The organism is Sphingomonas glacialis (assembly GCF_006439055.1).
In the GTDB taxonomy this organism is placed as follows: domain Bacteria; phylum Pseudomonadota; class Alphaproteobacteria; order Sphingomonadales; family Sphingomonadaceae; genus Sphingomonas; species Sphingomonas glacialis_A.
Genome location: NZ_RCZC01000006.1, coordinates 216,763 through 234,077, shown reverse-complemented (window position 1 = coordinate 234,077; position 17,315 = coordinate 216,763). Strand labels below are relative to the sequence as shown.

Annotated in this window: 15 protein-coding genes and 1 pseudogene; 9 read left to right on the top strand and 7 right to left on the bottom strand. The window is 66.0% G+C overall.

Features of this window, described 5'->3' with window-relative positions; all coding sequences use genetic code 11:
* The 3 genes and pseudogenes from EAH76_RS18490 to EAH76_RS18480 all read left to right on the top strand — a co-directional run.
* Positions 1–1,729, top strand: a pseudogene (locus EAH76_RS18490) (class I tRNA ligase family protein); the annotation flags it as partial.
* Positions 1,726–2,253, top strand: a complete 528-nt coding sequence (gene lspA, locus EAH76_RS18485; RefSeq protein WP_140851736.1) for a signal peptidase II — start codon at positions 1,726–1,728, stop codon at positions 2,251–2,253. The pseudogene EAH76_RS18490 and the gene lspA, both read left to right, overlap by 4 nt.
* Entirely contained in the window at positions 2,246–2,656 is a 411-nt protein-coding gene (locus EAH76_RS18480) for a DUF3035 domain-containing protein (protein WP_140851735.1), read from the top strand. Before lspA ends, EAH76_RS18480 begins: the two co-directional genes overlap by 8 nt.
* Positions 2,657–2,908: 252 nt before the next feature.
* On the opposite strand, the gene EAH76_RS18470 is transcribed toward EAH76_RS18480, so the two are convergent.
* The 3 genes from EAH76_RS18470 to sseA form a co-directional block, all read right to left on the bottom strand.
* Positions 2,909–3,763, bottom strand: coding sequence for a TorF family putative porin (locus EAH76_RS18470; RefSeq protein ID WP_140851734.1), 855 nt, complete (start codon positions 3,761–3,763; stop codon positions 2,909–2,911).
* Positions 3,764–3,956: 193 nt separating this feature from the next.
* Entirely contained in the window at positions 3,957–5,150 is a 1,194-nt protein-coding gene (gene metC / locus EAH76_RS18465; RefSeq protein WP_140851733.1) for a cystathionine beta-lyase, read from the bottom strand.
* Positions 5,151–5,272: 122 nt separating this feature from the next.
* Entirely contained in the window at positions 5,273–6,112 is an 840-nt protein-coding gene (gene sseA, locus EAH76_RS18455) for a 3-mercaptopyruvate sulfurtransferase (protein WP_140851732.1), read from the bottom strand.
* A gap of 100 nt (positions 6,113–6,212) precedes the next feature.
* On the opposite strand from sseA, the gene queF reads away from it, so the two are divergent.
* From queF to EAH76_RS18440, 3 genes are all read left to right on the top strand, one after another.
* The gene (queF, locus tag EAH76_RS18450) at positions 6,213–6,659 is read left to right on the top strand and encodes a preQ(1) synthase (RefSeq protein WP_140851731.1); all 447 of its coding nucleotides are present in this window, start codon (positions 6,213–6,215) and stop codon (positions 6,657–6,659) included.
* Positions 6,660–6,811: 152 nt separating this feature from the next.
* Positions 6,812–9,085 carry a glycosyltransferase family 4 protein gene (locus EAH76_RS18445; protein ID WP_140851730.1) on the top strand — a complete coding sequence of 758 codons (2,274 nt, stop codon included), beginning with the start codon at positions 6,812–6,814 and terminating at the stop codon, positions 9,083–9,085.
* Positions 9,086–9,127: 42 nt separating this feature from the next.
* The gene (locus EAH76_RS18440) at positions 9,128–10,408 is read left to right on the top strand and encodes a glycoside hydrolase family 130 protein (RefSeq protein ID WP_140851729.1); all 1,281 of its coding nucleotides are present in this window, start codon (positions 9,128–9,130) and stop codon (positions 10,406–10,408) included.
* Positions 10,409–10,550: 142 nt separating this feature from the next.
* Here EAH76_RS18440 and EAH76_RS18435 read toward each other — a convergent pair whose 3' ends face one another.
* Entirely contained in the window at positions 10,551–12,497 is a 1,947-nt protein-coding gene (locus EAH76_RS18435) for an OPT family oligopeptide transporter (protein WP_140851728.1), read from the bottom strand.
* 124 nt (positions 12,498–12,621) lie between these two features.
* On the opposite strand from EAH76_RS18435, the gene EAH76_RS18430 reads away from it, so the two are divergent.
* The 3 genes from EAH76_RS18430 to EAH76_RS18420 all read left to right on the top strand — a co-directional run bounded on the left by EAH76_RS18430 (position 12,622) and on the right by EAH76_RS18420 (position 14,732).
* Positions 12,622–13,068, top strand: coding sequence for a MarR family winged helix-turn-helix transcriptional regulator (locus EAH76_RS18430; protein WP_140851727.1), 447 nt, complete (start codon positions 12,622–12,624; stop codon positions 13,066–13,068).
* 69 nt (positions 13,069–13,137) lie between these two features.
* Complete coding sequence (locus tag EAH76_RS18425) at positions 13,138–13,968, top strand: diacylglycerol/lipid kinase family protein (protein ID WP_140851726.1); 831 nt, start codon at positions 13,138–13,140, stop codon at positions 13,966–13,968.
* Complete coding sequence (locus EAH76_RS18420) at positions 13,965–14,732, top strand: metallophosphoesterase family protein (RefSeq protein WP_140851725.1); 768 nt, start codon at positions 13,965–13,967, stop codon at positions 14,730–14,732. Before EAH76_RS18425 ends, EAH76_RS18420 begins: the two co-directional genes overlap by 4 nt.
* Positions 14,733–14,743: 11 nt before the next feature.
* Here EAH76_RS18420 and EAH76_RS18415 read toward each other — a convergent pair whose 3' ends face one another.
* The 3 genes from EAH76_RS18415 to rplM all read right to left on the bottom strand — a co-directional run bounded on the left by EAH76_RS18415 (position 14,744) and on the right by rplM (position 17,203).
* A complete protein-coding gene (locus EAH76_RS18415) occupies positions 14,744–16,015 on the bottom strand; it encodes a sensor histidine kinase (protein WP_140851724.1) in 1,272 nt (423 codons plus the stop codon).
* 148 nt (positions 16,016–16,163) lie between these two features.
* Positions 16,164–16,724, bottom strand: a complete 561-nt coding sequence (gene rpsI, locus EAH76_RS18410) for a 30S ribosomal protein S9 (RefSeq protein ID WP_133186622.1) — start codon at positions 16,722–16,724, stop codon at positions 16,164–16,166.
* Positions 16,724–17,203: a 50S ribosomal protein L13 gene (gene rplM / locus EAH76_RS18405; RefSeq protein WP_010185350.1), complete on the bottom strand. Its 480-nt coding sequence runs from the start codon at positions 17,201–17,203 to the stop codon at positions 16,724–16,726. The genes rpsI and rplM overlap by 1 nt, the downstream gene beginning before the upstream one ends.
* Between the last annotated feature and the right edge of the window lie 112 nt (positions 17,204–17,315).

Here is a 17,315-nt window from a genome sequence, read left to right as displayed (position 1 = left end):
GCAAGCAATACGGGATCGAGCCGGTCTTCGCGGTCGATGGCGCGGGGATGTATCGCGACGATTGGGCGTGGCTCGGCGGGCAGGGCTCGGTGATCAACAAGAAGTTCGTCTCCGCCGAGGGGCCGATCTGTTCGGACCTGCGCGCAGTGGGTGCGTTGCTCGCGGCGAGCGATGATTTCGCGCATTCCTATCCGCATTCGTGGCGGTCGAAGGCGAAGGTCATTTTTCGCGCGACGCCGCAGTGGTTTATTCCGATGGATCAGGCGCTGCCAGAGTCCCCCTCCCGCAAGCGGGAGGGAAGCAAGAAGGGGCGACGTTGCGGGAGACCGCGCTTGCCGCGATCGAAGCGACCACCTGGTATCCCCCCAAGGGCCAGAACCGCATCACCGCGATGGTCGCCGGGCGGCCCGATTGGGTGATCAGCCGCCAGCGCGCATGGGGCGTGCCGATCACGCTGTTCGTCGATCGCCTCACCGGCCAGTATCTCGTCGACCCCGCGGTCAACGCGCGCATCATCGCCGCGATCAACGCCGAGGGCGTCGATGCGTGGAGCGAGGAAGCGGCGCAGGCGCTGCTCGGCCCCGACTACGACCTCGCCGATTACGAGCGCGTCACCGACATTCTCGACGTGTGGTTCGACAGCGGCTGCACGCACGCCTTCGTGCTCGAAAGCGGGCGCTGGCCCGATCTGCAATGGCCGGCCGACCTCTATCTCGAAGGGTCGGACCAGCATCGCGGCTGGTTCCAGTCGTCGCTGATGGAGGCGTGCGGCACGCGTGGGCGCGCGCCGTACAATGCGGTGCTGACGCATGGCTTCACGATGGACTCCAAGGGCATGAAGATGTCCAAGTCGCTCGGCAACACGATCAACCCGCTCGACCTGATGAAGGAATCTGGCGCGGACATCCTGCGGCTGTGGGCGCTGTCGGTCGATTTCACCGAGGACCACCGCATCGGCAAGGAGATCCTGGGCGGCGTCTCCGACCAGTATCGCAAGCTGCGCAACACCTTCCGCTACCTGCTCGGCGCGCTCGACGGGTTCGAGGAAGCCGAGCGGCTCCCGGTCGCGGAAATGCCCGAGCTCGAACGCTATGTGCTCCACTTGCTCGCCGAGCTCGACACCAAGCTGCGCGCGGCGGTGCTGGTATACGATTTCAACAGCTATGTCCGGCTGCTGACCGAGTTCGCGCAGGAGGACCTGTCGGCCTTCTACTTCGATATCCGCAAGGATTCGCTGTATTGCGACGCGCCGACCGATCCCAAGCGCCGCGCCGTGCGCACCGTGTTCGACACGCTGTTCCACGCGCTCGTCCGCTATGCCGCGCCGGTGCTCTGCTTCACCGCCGAGGAGACGTGGCAGGCGCGCTTCCCGAGCGAGGATGGCTCTGTGCATCTGCTCGAATGGCCAGAGGTGCCCGCGGTCGACAGCGTCGATGCGGGCAAGTGGGAAGCCGTCCGCGCGCTGCGCCAGCAAGTGACCGAAGCGATCGAGCCGCTGCGCCGCGAGAAGATCGTGCGCTCGAGCCTCGAGGCCGAGGTGGTCGTGCCCGAGGCGCCGCTGCCGGTCGCCGAGCTCGCCGAGCTGTTCATCGTCGCGCAGGTCACGCTCGGCGACACGCTCGCGGTGGCGCGGACCGATTTCCACAAATGCGGGCGCTGCTGGCGGCTGCTGCCCGAGGTCGAGGAAGACGGCGATCTGTGCGATCGCTGCGAGGGGGTGGTGGCATGAGGCTCCCGCTCGCAGGCTTCGCCACCGCCGCCGTGCTGTTCGTCGCCGACCAGGCGGCCAAGCTCGGCGTGACCGAAGGGCTCAAGCTCGATGCGATGACCAACGCGCATTACGTCACGTCGTTCTTCAACCTGCGCTTCGTTGCCAACAAGGGCGTGTCGCTGGGGCTGCTCCACGCCGATACCGACACGACGCGCTGGCTGCTGGTGCTGATGACCGGCGCGATCGCGGTCGGCGTGCTCGTGTGGATGCTGCGCGAGACCAAGCGCGCCGACCAGATGGCGCTCGGGCTCGTGCTCGGCGGGGCGTTCGGCAACATCCTCGACCGGATCCGGCTCGGCTATGTCGTCGATTTCGCCGATCTGCATTTCGGCGAGTGGCAGCCGTTTTTGGTGTTCAACATTGCCGACGCCGCGATTAGCATCGGCGTGCTCATCTTGCTCGCGCGCGCGCTTCTGATACGAGATACACCGAACCAAGATTCTGGGGCGGAACAAAGCCCAACGGAGAATATCCATGCGTAAGTTTTCGATTCTGACGGCCGGCGTGGCGCTGCTCGCGCTGGGCGCTTGCGCGCATGGCAAGGGCGGCCGCGCGGGGCCCGACGAATTCTCGGTCGCGCGCCAGGCGCCGCTCGTCATTCCGCCCGATTTCTCGCTGACCCCGCCCAAGCCGGGTGCGGCGCGCGCCAATGACGTGAGCGCGAACGCACAGGCGCTCGACGCGCTGTTCGGCGGCACCGCAGCGCGCAGTGCATCCGAGAGCGCGACGCTTTCGCAGGCGGGCGTCGATTCGGACGATCCCGGCATCCGCTCGTCGGTTGGCGATCCCGGCACGACCGTGGTCGACAAGGGCACGACGACGCGCGACGTGGTCGCAGCGCCAGAAGGTGATGGCCAGGCAGCCAAGGCGACCGCGCCGAAGTGAATGCGGCGGGGCAGGGCGCTTCGCTGGTTAGGATGTAAGCGCTCCGCCTCCACCCGTCACCCCGGGCTTGTCCCGGGGTCTACCGGGATCCGCGTTCTGCGCCCGAAGCGTACGCGGCACGGTGGGCCCCGGCACAGGGCCGGGGTGACGTGATAAGGGCAGGTGTAAAAGCAAAACCCTCCCCCGCGGGTGCGGGAGAGGGTTTCGGGACCGATCAGAGGGAGCGTCCGCAAGGGCGCTCCCTTTTTCGTATCAGAAGTTCACGCCGACATAGGCCAGCACGCTCGACCCGCGGCCGAAGCGCGAGGCATAACCGTGGCGATAGAGACCGCCGACCTTGCTGTTGCTGATGTCGGTGTCGACCCAGGTCACGCCGACCTTGAACGGACCGCCAACGGCTTCGGCGGTCGCCGACCAGTCGAGATAGTTGCGGTCGTTGCCGTTCAAGTTGGCAAGGCCGAGCGAGCCGTCGGTATAGCCGACATGGCCCTTGAGCGTGATCGGCGTCTTGGGCACCGCGACCGAGGCTTCGCCATAGACGTAGATATTGTCGTCTTTGTTGTTCGCGGTGAAATCGAGGCCCTTCTGGCCGCCCCACGCATAGTTGCCGCCGACCTTGGTCGAGACCGGGCCGAGCGTGTAGCTGACCGAAGCGTACGGCTCGAAGAAATCGGTGTTGAGGCCCGACACGCCGCTCGGATAGTAATAATAGAGAAGGCCGCCATCGACTGTCAGACCGCTGAAGGTCTTGGTATAGCCGGCGTACAGATCGACCTCGGCATCGCCATAGCCGGTGAGGAGCGGGGTCTTGCCGCTGCCGTCGATCGTAGAGGCCCAGGTGCCGACATAAAAGCCCATCGAACTGTTGATGTTGATCGTGCCCTGGACGGCGCCCTCGCCATTGGTCTGGGTCAGGCCGCGGAAGCGATAGTCGCTGATCAGCGTCGCGCCGCCGGTGATCTTGAACGGCTTGTCGGGCGCGGCAGGCGCCGCAGCGGGGGCATCCTTGGCGTCGGGCGTAGTGGTGGTCGGGACATCCTGCGCGAAGGCGGGCGTGGCGGAGGCGGCGAGCAAGAGCGCGCCAAGAGTAGATGTGGAGAAGCGCATCGTTTCCCTTTCGAAAATGCGACTGTCCCCGCCTGCTTTACCGTTGCGGCGTCTGTCGGAGGCGCAAGACCTCCCGCGCAGCTAAGCGGCAAGTTCTTTCATTGCCGAGCCGCGCTGCATCGCACAACATAATTCACGCGCGCGCGCGGGATAACGGCGTATTGTGGCTGTTGCGCAACAGTAGTGTTTCAAATCATTGCTGGTCGGCGAATCGTGCCAGTCCGGCAGCTAGGTCGGCGATCAGATCGGCCGGGTCCTCGAGCCCGATCTGCAGCCGCACGAGCGGCCCGGCATCGGCGCGGCGCGTAACGCTGCGATGGCGTTGCGGGTCGACCGGCAGAGCGAGGCTCTCGAACCCGCCCCAGCTATAGCCGATCCCGAAATGCTCGAGCCCGTCGATCAGTCGCGCGCGATCGGCCTCGCCGCCGCCGTTGAGGACGAACGAGAACAGCCCCGACGAGCCCTTGAAGTCGCGGAGGAAGTGCGCGTGGCCCGGGCAGCTCGGCAAAGCCGGGTGGAGCACGGTCGCGACTTCGGGCTGCTGGTCGAGCCAGTGCGCGATCTCGAGCGCGCTCGCCTGGTGCTGCTTGAGACGGATCGCCATCGTGCGGAGGCCGCGGCTGGCGAGCCAGCTGTCGTCGGGGCTGGCGATCTGGCCGAGCTGGAAGCTGGTGTCGCGCAGCCGTGCGAAATGGCCGGGCGCGGCGGTGACCGAGCCCATCATCACGTCGCTATGGCCGACGATATATTTGGTGCAGGCGAGGATCGTCAGGTCGATTCCGTGCGCGATCGCGGGGAAGAAGAGCGGCGTCGCCCAGGTGTTGTCGAGCAGCGTGGTGATGCCGCGCGCCTTGGCGACGGTGACGATCGCGGGGATATCCTGCACCTCGAAGGTCAGGCTGCCGGGGCTCTCAAGCAGGATCGCGCGCGTGGCGTCGGTGATCAGGTCGGCGATGCCGGCGCCGATCATCGGATCGTAGAAGCGCGTCGTGATGCCCATGCGCTTGAGCAGCCCCATGCCCATCGCGCGAGTCGGGTCATAGGCGCTGTCGGGGACAAGCAGTTCGTCGCCGGGGGAGAGCACCGACAAAAGCGCAGCGGCGATCGCGGCGACGCCCGAGGGATAGAGGAAGGTGCCTTCGGCGCCGGGTTCGAGCTCGGTCAGCGCATCGGCGAGGCTCCACTGCGTGGGCGTGCCCTTGCGGCCGTAGAACAGCCGGTGATGCGTATCGCGCCCGCCGGCCTCGCGCAGATCCGCGACCGAATCATAGAGGATCGTCGAGGCGCGCCAGACCGGCGTGTTGACGATTCCCTGCGTCCATTCCTTGCGGCGACCCGCGGTAACGACACGGGTGGAATCGCCCTTGGGGGCATCGGTCTTCTTCATGGCGCGAATCTCTAAGCCCCTCCCCTTCCGGGGAGGGGTTGGGGGTGGGGAAGTGCCGGGTGTTACGCTCGTTACGGCCCCACCCCAACCCCTCCCCTGAAGGGGAGGGGCTTTTGAAGGGGCTACGCCGCGCCCATCGCCTTGGTCGTGGTGCGATCGGCGCCCCATTCGGACCAGCTGCCGTCATAGACCGCCGCCTGGTTGCCGAGCAGGTGCGCACCGAATGCCAGCGCCGAGGCAGTGATGCCCGAGCCGCAGGTGGTGACGAGCGGCTTGGCGAGGTCGATGCCCGCTCCCTCGAATTCCGCCTTCAATGCCTCGCCGGTCTTCCACGTGCCGTCGGGATTGAAAAGCTCGCCGACCGGCAGGTTCTTCGACCCCGGGATATGGCCGGGATGCGTCGCGGGGCGCGGATCGGGTTCCTCGCCGGTGAAGCGCGCGGCCGAACGCGCGTCGAGCACCTGCTCGGCGCCGCTGTCGACATTGCTCTTCATCTGCTCGAGCGTGCGCACGCCGGTGTCGTCGGCCCAGACGGTGAAGTGGCGATGGCGGAGCTGCTCCTTGCCGCTCGCCGTCTCGCGGCCCTCGGCCTGCCATTTGGCGATCCCGCCATCGAGGATCGCGACGTCGTGCGCGCCGAAGGTGCGCAGCATGAACCAGGCGCGGGCCGCGGTGTGTAGCGGGGAATTGTCGTAGAGCACGATGCGGCTGCCATCGCCGAGCCCGAGCGACTGCATCCGGCTCGCGAACTTCTCGGGCGCTGGGAGCATCGCGGGCAGGGGGCTGCTGGTGTCGGCGATCTCGGCCAGATCCATGAACACCGCGCCGGGAATGTGCGCGGCCTCATATTCGGCTGCGGCGTCGCGATCGCCGAAGCCGCCGAAATAGGTTGCATCGACGATCCTCAGGTCGTTCGCGCCAAGCTCGTTTGCGAGCCACTCGGTCGTCACCAGCGAATCCATCGATCGTCTCCTCTGCGTTTTTTTGGCAGCCTAACCACCTGTTCGCGCGACGTCGAGACCGCGGGATGACGTCGCTGCATCGCCGTCCTATATTGCAGGCATGACCCCTACGCATCTCGGCCAAACCAGCACGCTTCCCGCCTCTCCCGAAGAGGCGGTCCTCGACTATGTCCCCAATCCGCGCCCGGGGCGTTTGTATCTGGTGCGCTTCGCCGTTCCCGAATTCACCTCGCTCTGTCCGGTGACGGCGCAACCCGATTTCGCGCATCTGGTGATCGACTATGCGCCGGCGGCGACGATCGTCGAGTCGAAGTCGTTGAAGCTGTTCCTCGGCTCGTTCCGCAACCATCAGGCGTTTCATGAGGATTGCACGGTCGGCATCGGCGAGCGGCTGTTCACCGAGATGCAACCGGCATGGCTGCGAATCGGCGGCTATTGGTATCCCCGCGGCGGCATTCCGATCGATGTCTTCTGGCAATCGGGCGCGCCGCCCGAGGGGCTGTGGTTGCCGTCGCAAGACGTCCCGGGGTATCGCGGTCGTGGTTGAACGCAGCCTTTGTTCATCTTGTCGCAAGGTTGATATGGATCAGCCGATTCATTCTGTTGCAATGCAACATTCCTGCAACCATATTGAAACTTGGCCGTTCGGGAGAGGGTACTCGAGGGTATAAACCCCGTAAAAAAACAGGATTTGCGATCATGGTGCAGTTGGCGGATGTCGTGAACTCGATCGACCACGTGGCCTTGGTCGGTAACTTTCTGCCACGCAAATGTGGCCTTGCGACCTACACCACGGACACCTTCACCGCGCTGAAAGGCCGGTTTCCCGACCTCAAGATCGACGTCTATGCGATGGACGATCACCCGGGCCGGTATGAATATCCGCCCGAGGTGACGCGCAGCATTCCCGAGCAGGACCGGATGCAATATCTGGAGGCCGCACGCGAGATCGAGGCGAGCGGCGCGCAGGCGCTTTGGCTGCAGCATGAATACGGCATTTATGGCGGGCCTGCGGGCGAGCACATCCTTGCGTTGCTCGAGCGCGTGTCGATGCCGGTCATCGTGACGCTCCATACGATCCTCGAAAAGCCCAATGCCGATCAGCGCCGCGTGATGGAGGGCCTGTTGCGCCGTGCCTCGCGGGTCGTGGTGATGGCCGAACGCGGCCGTGAAATTCTCGAACGCGTCTATGGCGCGGCTGGCCGGTCGATCGTGATGATTCCGCATGGTGTTCCGGATCGCGAGTTCGTCGCTCCCGATACACTCAAGGCGCGTTTCGGTTGGGAAGATCGCGATGTCGTCCTCACCTTCGGTCTGCTCGCGCCCGGCAAGGGCATCGAGGTGATGATCAACGCGCTGCCCGCAATCGTCGAGCAGAATCCGAACGTACTCTACGCCGTCCTCGGCGCGACGCATCCCAACCTCGTTGCGCATGAGGGCGAGAAGTATCGCGACAAGTTGAAGGCGTTGGCACTCGATCACGGCGTCGGACGCAATATCGAATTCATCGATGCGTTTCTCGAGCATGACGAGCTCATCGATTATCTGCAGGCGGCGGACATCTACGCCACGCCGTATCTCAACCCGGCGCAGATCACGTCGGGAACCTTGTCCTACGCTGTCGGCGTCGGCAAGGCGGTGGTCTCGACGCCCTATGTCCACGCGACGGAAATCCTTGCGGATGGACATGGCGTGCTGGTCGATTTCGGGGACTCTGCGGCGTTTGCTCGCGAGATCAACGCGCTGCTTGGCAGCGAACGCAATCGGATCAAGCTTTCGGAGCGTGCCTATGCGCGCGGTCGCACGATGATCTGGCCGCGTCTCGCCGAAGTCGCGATGCGCGAAATTGCGCAGATGGTCGCCGCGAAGCCCTTGCGCATGCCGAGCAGCACGGCCGCGTTGACGCCGCTGGCGCCTGACTTCGCTGCGGTCGAGCGGATGAGCGATTCGACTGGCATGCTGCAGCACTCGATCTTCTCGATCCCCGATCGCCGTCACGGCTATTGCATCGACGACAATGCCCGCGCGCTCATGCTGGTCAGCCAGATGACGTCGCTCGACCCGGTGCAGCGCGACAAGTGGATGACGATTTATGCGTCGTTCCTGCAATATGCGTGGAATCCCGAGGCGCGGCGCTTCCGCAACTTCATGAACTTCGATCGCACCTGGTGCGAGGATTTCGGGTCTGAAGATTCGAACGGTCGTACCCTGTGGGCGTTCGGCGTGACCGCGCGCGATGCGCAGATGGACAAGCACCGCATGTGGGCGGCGTCGATGTTCGACATAACCGCGTCGCTGGCGCTCGAACTTGGTTCGCCGCGAGCGCACGGCTTTGCGATGCTGGGTGCGGCGGCGATGCTGGAAGCGGTGCCGGGCCATACGCTTGCACGCACGATCCTGACGCGCTTCGGCGATGAACTCGTCGCGTTGCTCGAGGATGCGCGCCGCCCGCAATGGGAATGGTTCGAGATCGTGCTCGCTTATGATAATGCACGGCTGCCCGAGGCGCTGTTGCGCGCCGGGATCGCGCTCAAGCGCGACGACATGATCCAATGCGGCCTGACGACGCTCGAATGGATCGTCGCCAAGCAGACCTCGCCCGACGGCCGCTTCCGCGCGGTCGGCAGTGAGAGCTTCGGGCGCGTCTATGCCGAGCCGCTGCAGTTCGACCAGCAGCCGCTCGAAGCGCAGGCAACGATCGACGCCTGCAGTGCCGCGTTCGATGCATCGCAGGATACGCGCTGGGTGGAAGAGGCCAATCGCGCCTATCGCTGGTATCTCGGCCAGAACGACCTCGATCTGCCGCTGGCAACGGCGCAGGACGGCGGTTGCTTCGACGGCCTGATGCCGACCGGGCTCAACCGAAATCAGGGTGCCGAGTCGATTTTGGCACTGCAATTGGCCGGTTGCACCATTTCCGGGCTGGCAAAGCGGGCGCAAAGCGTGGCAGGACCGGATCGCGCCGTCGCGTAGCCTCGCTCGCGACGTCGCCAAGGCGTTACGCGAGGCGATATTGTGATCGAGCTGTTTGAACACCCATTGCGACTCCACGCCGACCCTTCGCGGGTCGTCGTGCGGCCATTTCACCTGGCCTGGGGCGGCAACGGCGGCAATCGTACCGAGCGGATCGTCAATGCCGTGATGGCGCTCGATGCGACCGAGACGCGCGCCGAGCTCGAGGTCGTGCTCAAGGATTTCGAGGCGCGACACTGGCAGACGCGGCGTGTCTTCATGACGCGCTACGACGAGATCGAGTCGATGCTCGGGCTCGACGGCAGCGAGATCGGCGACGAGAAGCGCCAGTTGATCGGCGCCTATTTCTGCCACGAATACAGCTATGCCGCGGCCGCGCTGATGAACCCCAGCGCGGTGCCGCATTTCGACCAGTCGGGCATGCCCGCTGGGTCGCAGCGCATCCTGATGAGCCTGCGCGCGGTGGGCGAGGGGCATATCTCCTCGGTTGCGTTCCGCGAGGGTATCATCACCGACGGCAACCAGTTGAAGCTCGCGCCCGAGCCGCCGTTCGCGACCGCGACCGACGCGGTCGGTCTCGATGAGGAAGAGCTGCCCGAGGGGCCGATCACGGTCTATCGCCACCGCGATTCGACGCTGTCGGGTACGGTGATCTTCCCGATCACCGCGGCGCAGTCGAAGGGGCTCGAGGATCTCCGCCTCGTCCAGTTCCAGCATGACGATGGCAGCTACGAGTGGCTCGGCACCTATACCGCCTATAACGGCTCGACGATCCAGTCCGAGCTGATGCGCACGCGCGACTTCCGCGCGTTCGATCTGGTGCCGATGTCGGGCTCGGCGTCGCGCAACAAGGGCATGGGGCTGTTCCCGCGCAAGGTGAACGGCCAGTACATGATGATCGGCCGGCAGGACGGCGAGAATCTGTACCTGATCAAGTCCGACACGCTGACGCATTGGGACGAGGGCGAGAAGCTGCTCGGCCCGCTGTTCCCGTGGGAGCTGGTGCAGATCGGCAATTGCGGGCCGCCGATCGAGCTCGACGAGGGCTGGCTGCTGCTGACGCACGGCGTCGGCGCGATGCGCAAATATGCGATCGGCGCGGTGCTGCTCGACAAGACCAACCCGGCCAAGGTGATCGGCCGCACGCGCGAGCCGATCCTCGCCGCGGCGAACCAGGACCGCGAGGGCTATGTGCCCAACGTCGTCTATACCTGCGGCGCCATCCGGCATGGCGACACGCTGTTCGTGCCGTATGGCGTGGCGGACAGTTCGGTCGCGTTCGCGTTCATCAACATCAAGACTCTGCTCGAGGCGATGGCCTAAACTCCCTCTCCCTTCGGGAGAGGGAAGAGGCCCGCTCGGCGAAGCCCAGCGGGAAGGGTGAGGGCGGTCACCTTACCAGCGTGGACTGCCCTCACCCGGCCTCGCTGCGCTCGGCCACCCTCTCCCGGAGGGAGAGGGATTGTCAGCGCGTCGCCGCCATCGCGCGGCGATACAGCAGCGCCGCGATCGCGAAGAACAACAGCGTTCCTCCGATCAATGCTTCGGTTTCATGTCCCGACATCAGCTTGAGCGGCGCATCGCTTCCGCTCAGCCACACCACCAGCGCGAAGACGACGCCCCACAGGCTTTCGCCGACGATCATGCCGGTCGCGGTGAGCGTGCCCATCCGCTCGGCGACTTCCGGATTGGCGCTGCGCCGCGCCCAGCGGCCATAGATCCAGCCGAACACCGAGCCGAGCACGGTCGGCAGGATCACCGCCATCGGCAGATAGATGCCGAGCGCGACGCCCAGTGGCGGCAGGCGCAGGAGCTTGAGGCGCCCGAGCAGTTCGTCGAGCGTGATCAGCACGACCCCGGCGAGCACGCCATAGCCCAGCATCGCCCAATTCGCGTCGCCCGACAGCACGCCCTTGGCGAGCGCCGAGATCAGCCCGGCCTGCGGTGCGGCGAGCGCGTTCGGCCCGGCGCCGGGAACGCCGACGAAACCCATCCCACTGTTGAGCACGTTGAGCACCGGCGGGATGATCAGCGAGCCGAACACCACGCCGATCACCAGCGCGAACTGCTGCTTCCACGGCGTAGCGCCGACGAGTTGGCCGGTCTTCAGATCCTGCAGATTGTCGTTCGAGATCGTCGCAACGCCGAACACGATGCCGGTCACGATCAGCGCATAGGCGATCAGCGCGCGGGTCGTGTCGGCGCCGGGATGCTGGCCGAATAGCCCGACCAGCATCAGCGACGATCCGATCACGGCGAGGATGCCGATCCCTGACACGGGCGAGTTCGACGCGCCGATCAGCCCCGCCATATAGCCGCACACCGCCGCGATCATCAGGCCTGCGACCAGCACGAACACCAAGGCGCCCGCAATCAGCAAGACCGCAGAACCGACCAGCGCACCGCCCGCGATGACGTCCCACAACAGCCACGCGATCGGCAGCAGCGTCAGCACCGCAACGAGCGCGACCCACACGATCGGCAGATCGCGTTCCTCGAGCGCGAGCGTCTCGCCCTTGCCGCGCGCTGCGCTGGCGGCGAGCGCCGAGCGGACGCCGCCGATCACCGGCCCGGCGATCTTGACCAAGGTCCAGATCGCCGAGATGCCGATCACGCCCGCACCGAAGAAGCGGACATCGCCCTTCCAGACGGTGTTGACCCAGGCGGCGATATCGCCCGGGGCGGGGTGCGCCGCGGTCAGGATCGGGACGAGCACGAACCAGCCGATCACCAGCCCCAGCGCCATCGCCGCACCGACCGAAATGCCGACGAGATGCCCGACGCCGATCAGCGCGAACGACAGGCTGCCCGAAATCCCCGTCGCGCCGGCACCGACGCGAAAGGTCGTCGCGGCGGTGTCGGTGATGATCTTGGTCTGGGTGAAGATCGCGAAGGCGCCCGAAGCGATGCTGTTCCAGATCAGCACGAGCAGGCCCTGCCGCGCTTCCGCCTCGCCCTCGCGCGATCCGGCGCCGATCTGCAGCACTTCGGCGGCGGCGACGCCCTCGGGATAGGGCAGATCGGTATCGACGACGAGCGCGCGGCGTAGGGGGACCGAGAACATCACGCCGAGGATGCCGCCGGTCATCGTGATCGCGGCGGTCTGGACATAGGGGAAGTCCTGCCACCAGCCGATCATCACCAGCCCCGGCAGCACGAAGATGATCGCCGCCAGCGTACCCGCGGCACTCGCGACGGTCTGGACGATGTTGTTCTCGAGGATCGTCGATCCCTTGAACAGCTTGAGGATCGCCATCGAGATCACCGCGGCGGGGATCGAGGTGGCGAAGGTCAGCCCGACCTTGAGCCCGAGATAGACGTTGGCGGCGGTGAACAGCAGCGTGATGACGCCGCCAAGCAGGACGCCGCGCAGCGTGAGTTCGGCGATCGGGGTAGGGCGGGGTGCGGTCATCGCACCATCTGGCACAAGCGACGCCTGCGGCGACAGCGCTTTTTGGTGGGGGACGAACGCTCTGCCCGATCGGCGCGCCAATCGAAAGCTGGATATCTTAACTATGCTTATGATAGAGGGATGAATGCAAGATTCGATCGCCTTCATGATCAGCGACGTCTCGCGGCTGATGCGGCGCCGCTTCGACGAGCGGGCGCGTACGATCGGCGTGACGCGGACGCAGTGGCGCGTGCTCAAGATCCTCCAGCGAGGCGAGGGGATCAACCAGGGCGGGCTTGCCGAACTGCTTGAGGTCGAGCCGATCACCGCGTGCCGGATGATCGATCGGCTCGCCGAAGCCGAGCTGGTCGAGCGGCGGCGCGATCCGAACGATCGGCGCGCGTGGCAGATCTATCTGACCGATCGCGCGCGCCCGCTGCTCGACGATCTCGGGCTGCTCGCCGACGAAATGCTGGACAGCGCGCTGGCGGGGATCTCGGATGCCGACCAAGCGCGGGTGGTGGCGACGTTGCAGCAGATCCGCGGCAACCTGGCCGATCCACAACCGGCAAAAGACGTGGCGAACGGCTGACCCGTCCACCCCGGGCTTTTTTGCGTTGCGCAGGCGGTACTTCTGGCGGCACCATGCGTTGAGCGCGCCATGCAGAAACTCTGGTTTATCACCAATATCAAATCGGGCACCGCCACGCCCGCCAAGGCTGACGCGATTACGGCGTTGTTCGCCGAGCGGGGGCTGACCTTGGTCGGGCGCACCGCTTTCCCCGACGATGCCTTGCCGACACCCGAATCGCTCGATGCGGCGGGGGTCGATACCGCCGTGCTCTTCGCTGGTGATGGGACGATCAACGCCGCGGTCAACGCGCTGGCGCAGTGGCGTGGCGCGGTGCTGATCTTGCCCGGCGGCACGATGAACATGCTCGCCAAGCTGCTGCACGGGTCGATCGATCCCGCCACGATCGTCACCGCGGCGATCACGCGCGGGCGTCGGATCGCGCTTCCGGTGGTCGAGCTGCCCGAGCATCGCGCGCTGGTCGGTCTCATCCTCGGGCCTGCCGCGAGCTGGGTGCGCGCGCGCGAATTGGTGCGGGCCGGGCGGGTGCGCGGCCTGTTCCGCGCGCTGCGCCACGCGTGGCGGCGCACCTTCGGCCGCGGCATCCGGCTCGATGGCGTCCCCGGTCTCAAGCCCGGCGCGCAAGCGGTCTTCGTGCGCGCCGAGCCGGGTCAGCTCGACATCGCCGCGATCGACGCGCGCGATTTCCGCGCGCTGACGCGGCTCGGCTGGGAATGGGTGACGGGGGATTGGGTCGCCGCGTCCGAAGTGACGCAATGCCATGCCACGCAGTTTCGCACGCGCGGCGACAAGCCGGCGCTTGCGCTGGTCGATGGCGAACCCGTGATGCTCGACCCCGGTAGCGAGATCCGGATCGGCACGACGCGCGACCTCTTCATCACGACGAAAAAGGAAGCGTGATGCGCCTGTTCCATGTCAGCGACGTCCATTTCGGGCGCGAGGATGCCGCCGCCGTCGCGTGGTTCGGCGCGCTGGTCAGCGCCGAGAAGCCCGACGCGGTGATCATGACGGGCGATCTGACGATGCGCGCGCGGCGCCGCGAGTTTGCGGCCGGGCTCGAATGGCTGCAGGGGCTCGGGGTGCCGGTGACGGTCGAGGTCGGCAATCACGATTTGCCCTATTTCAACCCGATCGACCGCTTCTTCCGCCCCTATCGGCGGATGACCAAGATCGAGCGGATGGTCGAACAACCGCTCAATCTGCCCGGTGTCGCGATCGTGCCCTTGGTGACGACCGCGCGCGCGCAGTGGCGGCTCAATTGGTCGAAGGGCAAGGTCAGCCGCGGTGCGCTGGATCGTACGCTCGCGTTGCTGGCCGAGGTGCCCGAGGGCAAAGTGATCTTCATCGCCTGCCATCACCCGCTGGTCGAGCCCGAGACGCGGACCTCGGCGCAGACGCATAATGGCGCGAAGGCACTCAAGGCGCTGGTGGCGGCCGGCGCAAATGCGGTGCTCACCGGGCATGTCCACGACCCGTTCGACATCGCGCACGACGTCGACGGCAATATCGTGCGGATGATCGGCGCGGGAACGCTGTCGGAGCGCACGCGCACGACGCCGCCGTCGTTCAACGAGATCCGCGTCGCCGATGGCCGCTTCGACGTGTTGTTGCGGACGATGACCCCGGCGCCCGACCGGCCGCTCGAGCGCGAACGGGTCGGCTGACCCGAGCTTGATCAGCCGTCGGCGGGCCGGGCGGGGAAGGTGACGGCGATGCAGGCGCCCTCCCCGGGTCGGACCTCGACGACGCCGTCGAGGCTGCGCGCGAGCGTGCGGATCAGCTGGACGCCGAGGCTTGCCGAGGATCGGTTGTTGAGGTCGAACCCCGGCGGGAGCCCCTTGCCGAAATCGCACACCGTCATCACGACCGAGTCGCCCTCGGCGCGCGCGGAGACGAGCACGCGACCGCCGGCATCGTCATAAGCGTGTTTGGCCGCATTGGTGACGAGTTCGGTGATCAGCAGCCCGACCGCGACCGCCTGATCGGCATGGAGCGACACCGCGTCGGCCTCGCATTCGATCCTGACGTTGGGGAGCTGCCCGGAAAGGCTCGCGCAGAGATCCTCGGCGAGCGCGGGGAGTTCGATCCGTCCGGTGTCCTGGCGCCACAATTGATCGTGCGTCCGCGCGATCGCGATGATGTGGCCCGAGGCTTCGTTGAGCGCGCTCGACACTTCGGGCAGCGGATTGCCGCGCGACTGGAGGTGGAGGATGCTCGACAGCATGGTCAGGCTGTTCTTGACGCGGTGGCTCGCCTCGCGGACGAGCACCTTCTGATAGTCGAGCGCCTCGGCGAGGCGGCGTTCATAGTCCTGCCGGTCCATCGCGACGCCGAGCAAATTGGCGAAGCCCTGCAGGAAGGCGATGTCGGCGGCCTCGAACTGGCCGGCGCTGGGGCTGTCGACTTCGAGCACGCCCCACGAACCCGCCGTGGTCGAGATCAGCACGTTGATCGCGCGGCGGACGCCGTGCTCGACCATGATCTGCGGCGTGCGGAAGCGGTCCTCGCCCTCGAGGTGGTTCGAGATGACGGGGGTGCCGTTCTGGAAGGCGAAGCCTGCGGGCGACTTGTCGTCGGCGGCGAGGCTGACGACCCCGATCACCCCGGCACGCCAGCCGACGCCGGCGCGAAAGAGCAGGTCGTGCTGTTCCGGTCGGTATTCGAGCACCTTGCACAGCCCGGTCCGCATCCCGTCGGCCGCCATCTCGGCCGCCTTGGCGAGCAGGGCCTCATTGTCGCGGCATTGCAGCGCGAACAGCCCGAAATCGGACAGGATCGCCTGCTGCTGCAGCCGATAGCCGAGCAGCGATCCGGCCCCGACCTGCTCGATCGCCGCGGTGAAGGACGTAGGTTCGTTCGTCGCGCAGTCGGGCGTCTCGACCACGTCGTCCGACGGGCCATCGAGCAAGGCGGTCTGCGCCGCGACAGGCGTGCGATCGTCAGTCAAGTTCGGACATCCTCTTCGTGCATCGCTGCGTGCGCTTCTGCGGGCGCGTAAGCAAGGCAATGTGATCTTGCGCCCCGCAACCCCGCCAGAACCGAAAAGGGCGGCCCGTTGCCGGACCGCCCTTTCGCGTACCAAAGACTTGGAAAGCTTAGCGCTTCGAGAACTGGAAACTACGACGGGCCTTCGCCTTGCCGTACTTCTTACGCTCGACCGTGCGGCTGTCGCGGGTCAGGAACCCGGCTGCCTTGACGGGCGCGCGCAGGATCGGCTCGAAGCGGGTCAGCGCCTGGCTGATGCCATGCTTGACCGCGCCGGCCTGGCCCGAAAGACCACCGCCCTTGACGGTGCAGACGACGTCATAGGCACCGTCACGCTCGGTCACGCCGAACGGCTGGTTGATGACGAGACGCAGCGTCGGACGTGCGAAATACACTTCCTGGTCGCGGCCGTTGATCGTGATCTTGCCGGTGCCGGGCTTGATCCAGACGCGAGCGACGGCGTCCTTACGACGGCCGGTCGCATAGGCGCGGCCGTACTGGTCGAGGATCTGCTCGCGCAGCGGCATCGGCTCGTGCGTCGGCGCTGCGGGGGCAGCAACGTAATCTTCGCCGGTAGCAGGCGCGGTCGTCGCAGCGGCAGGCGCTGCAACCGGTGCCGGCGTGTTGGTCAGGCCGGCGAGATCGGCGAGGGACTGGCGGTTGTCGGACATTAGTTGCCCACCTTGTTCTTGCGGTTCATGCTGCCGATGTCGAGGACTTCGGGGTTCTGCGCTTCGTGCGGATGCTCGGTGCCGGCGAAGACGCGCAGGTTGCGCAGCTGGGCGCGACCCAGGGGACCGCGCGGAATCATCCGCTCGATGGCCTTTTCGATGATCCGCTCGGGGAAACGACCCTCGAGGATCTTGCCGGCCGCGACGCCCTTGATGCCGCCGGCATAACCGGTGTGGCGATAGTAGATCTTGTCCTTGAGCTTGTTGCCCGTGAACCGCACCTTGTCCGCGTTGATGATGATGACATTGTCACCGCAATCGACGTGCGGGGTGAAGCTCGGCTTATGCTTGCCGCGCAGGATGTTGGCGATAATCGACGCCATACGGCCGACGACCAGACCGTCGGCATCGACGATGATCCATTTCTTCTCCACCTCATGCGGCAATGCCGGCTTGGTGGTCTTCATCAGCGCCTTCATGGGGCTTGTGACCTTTACATGCTAAAATGACAGATGCCGCCCCTTCGAGGACGGCACCGTTGGTGGCGCTATTGCTGCTTGGCCTTGCGAAAGTCAAGCAAAGTGCGGGTTT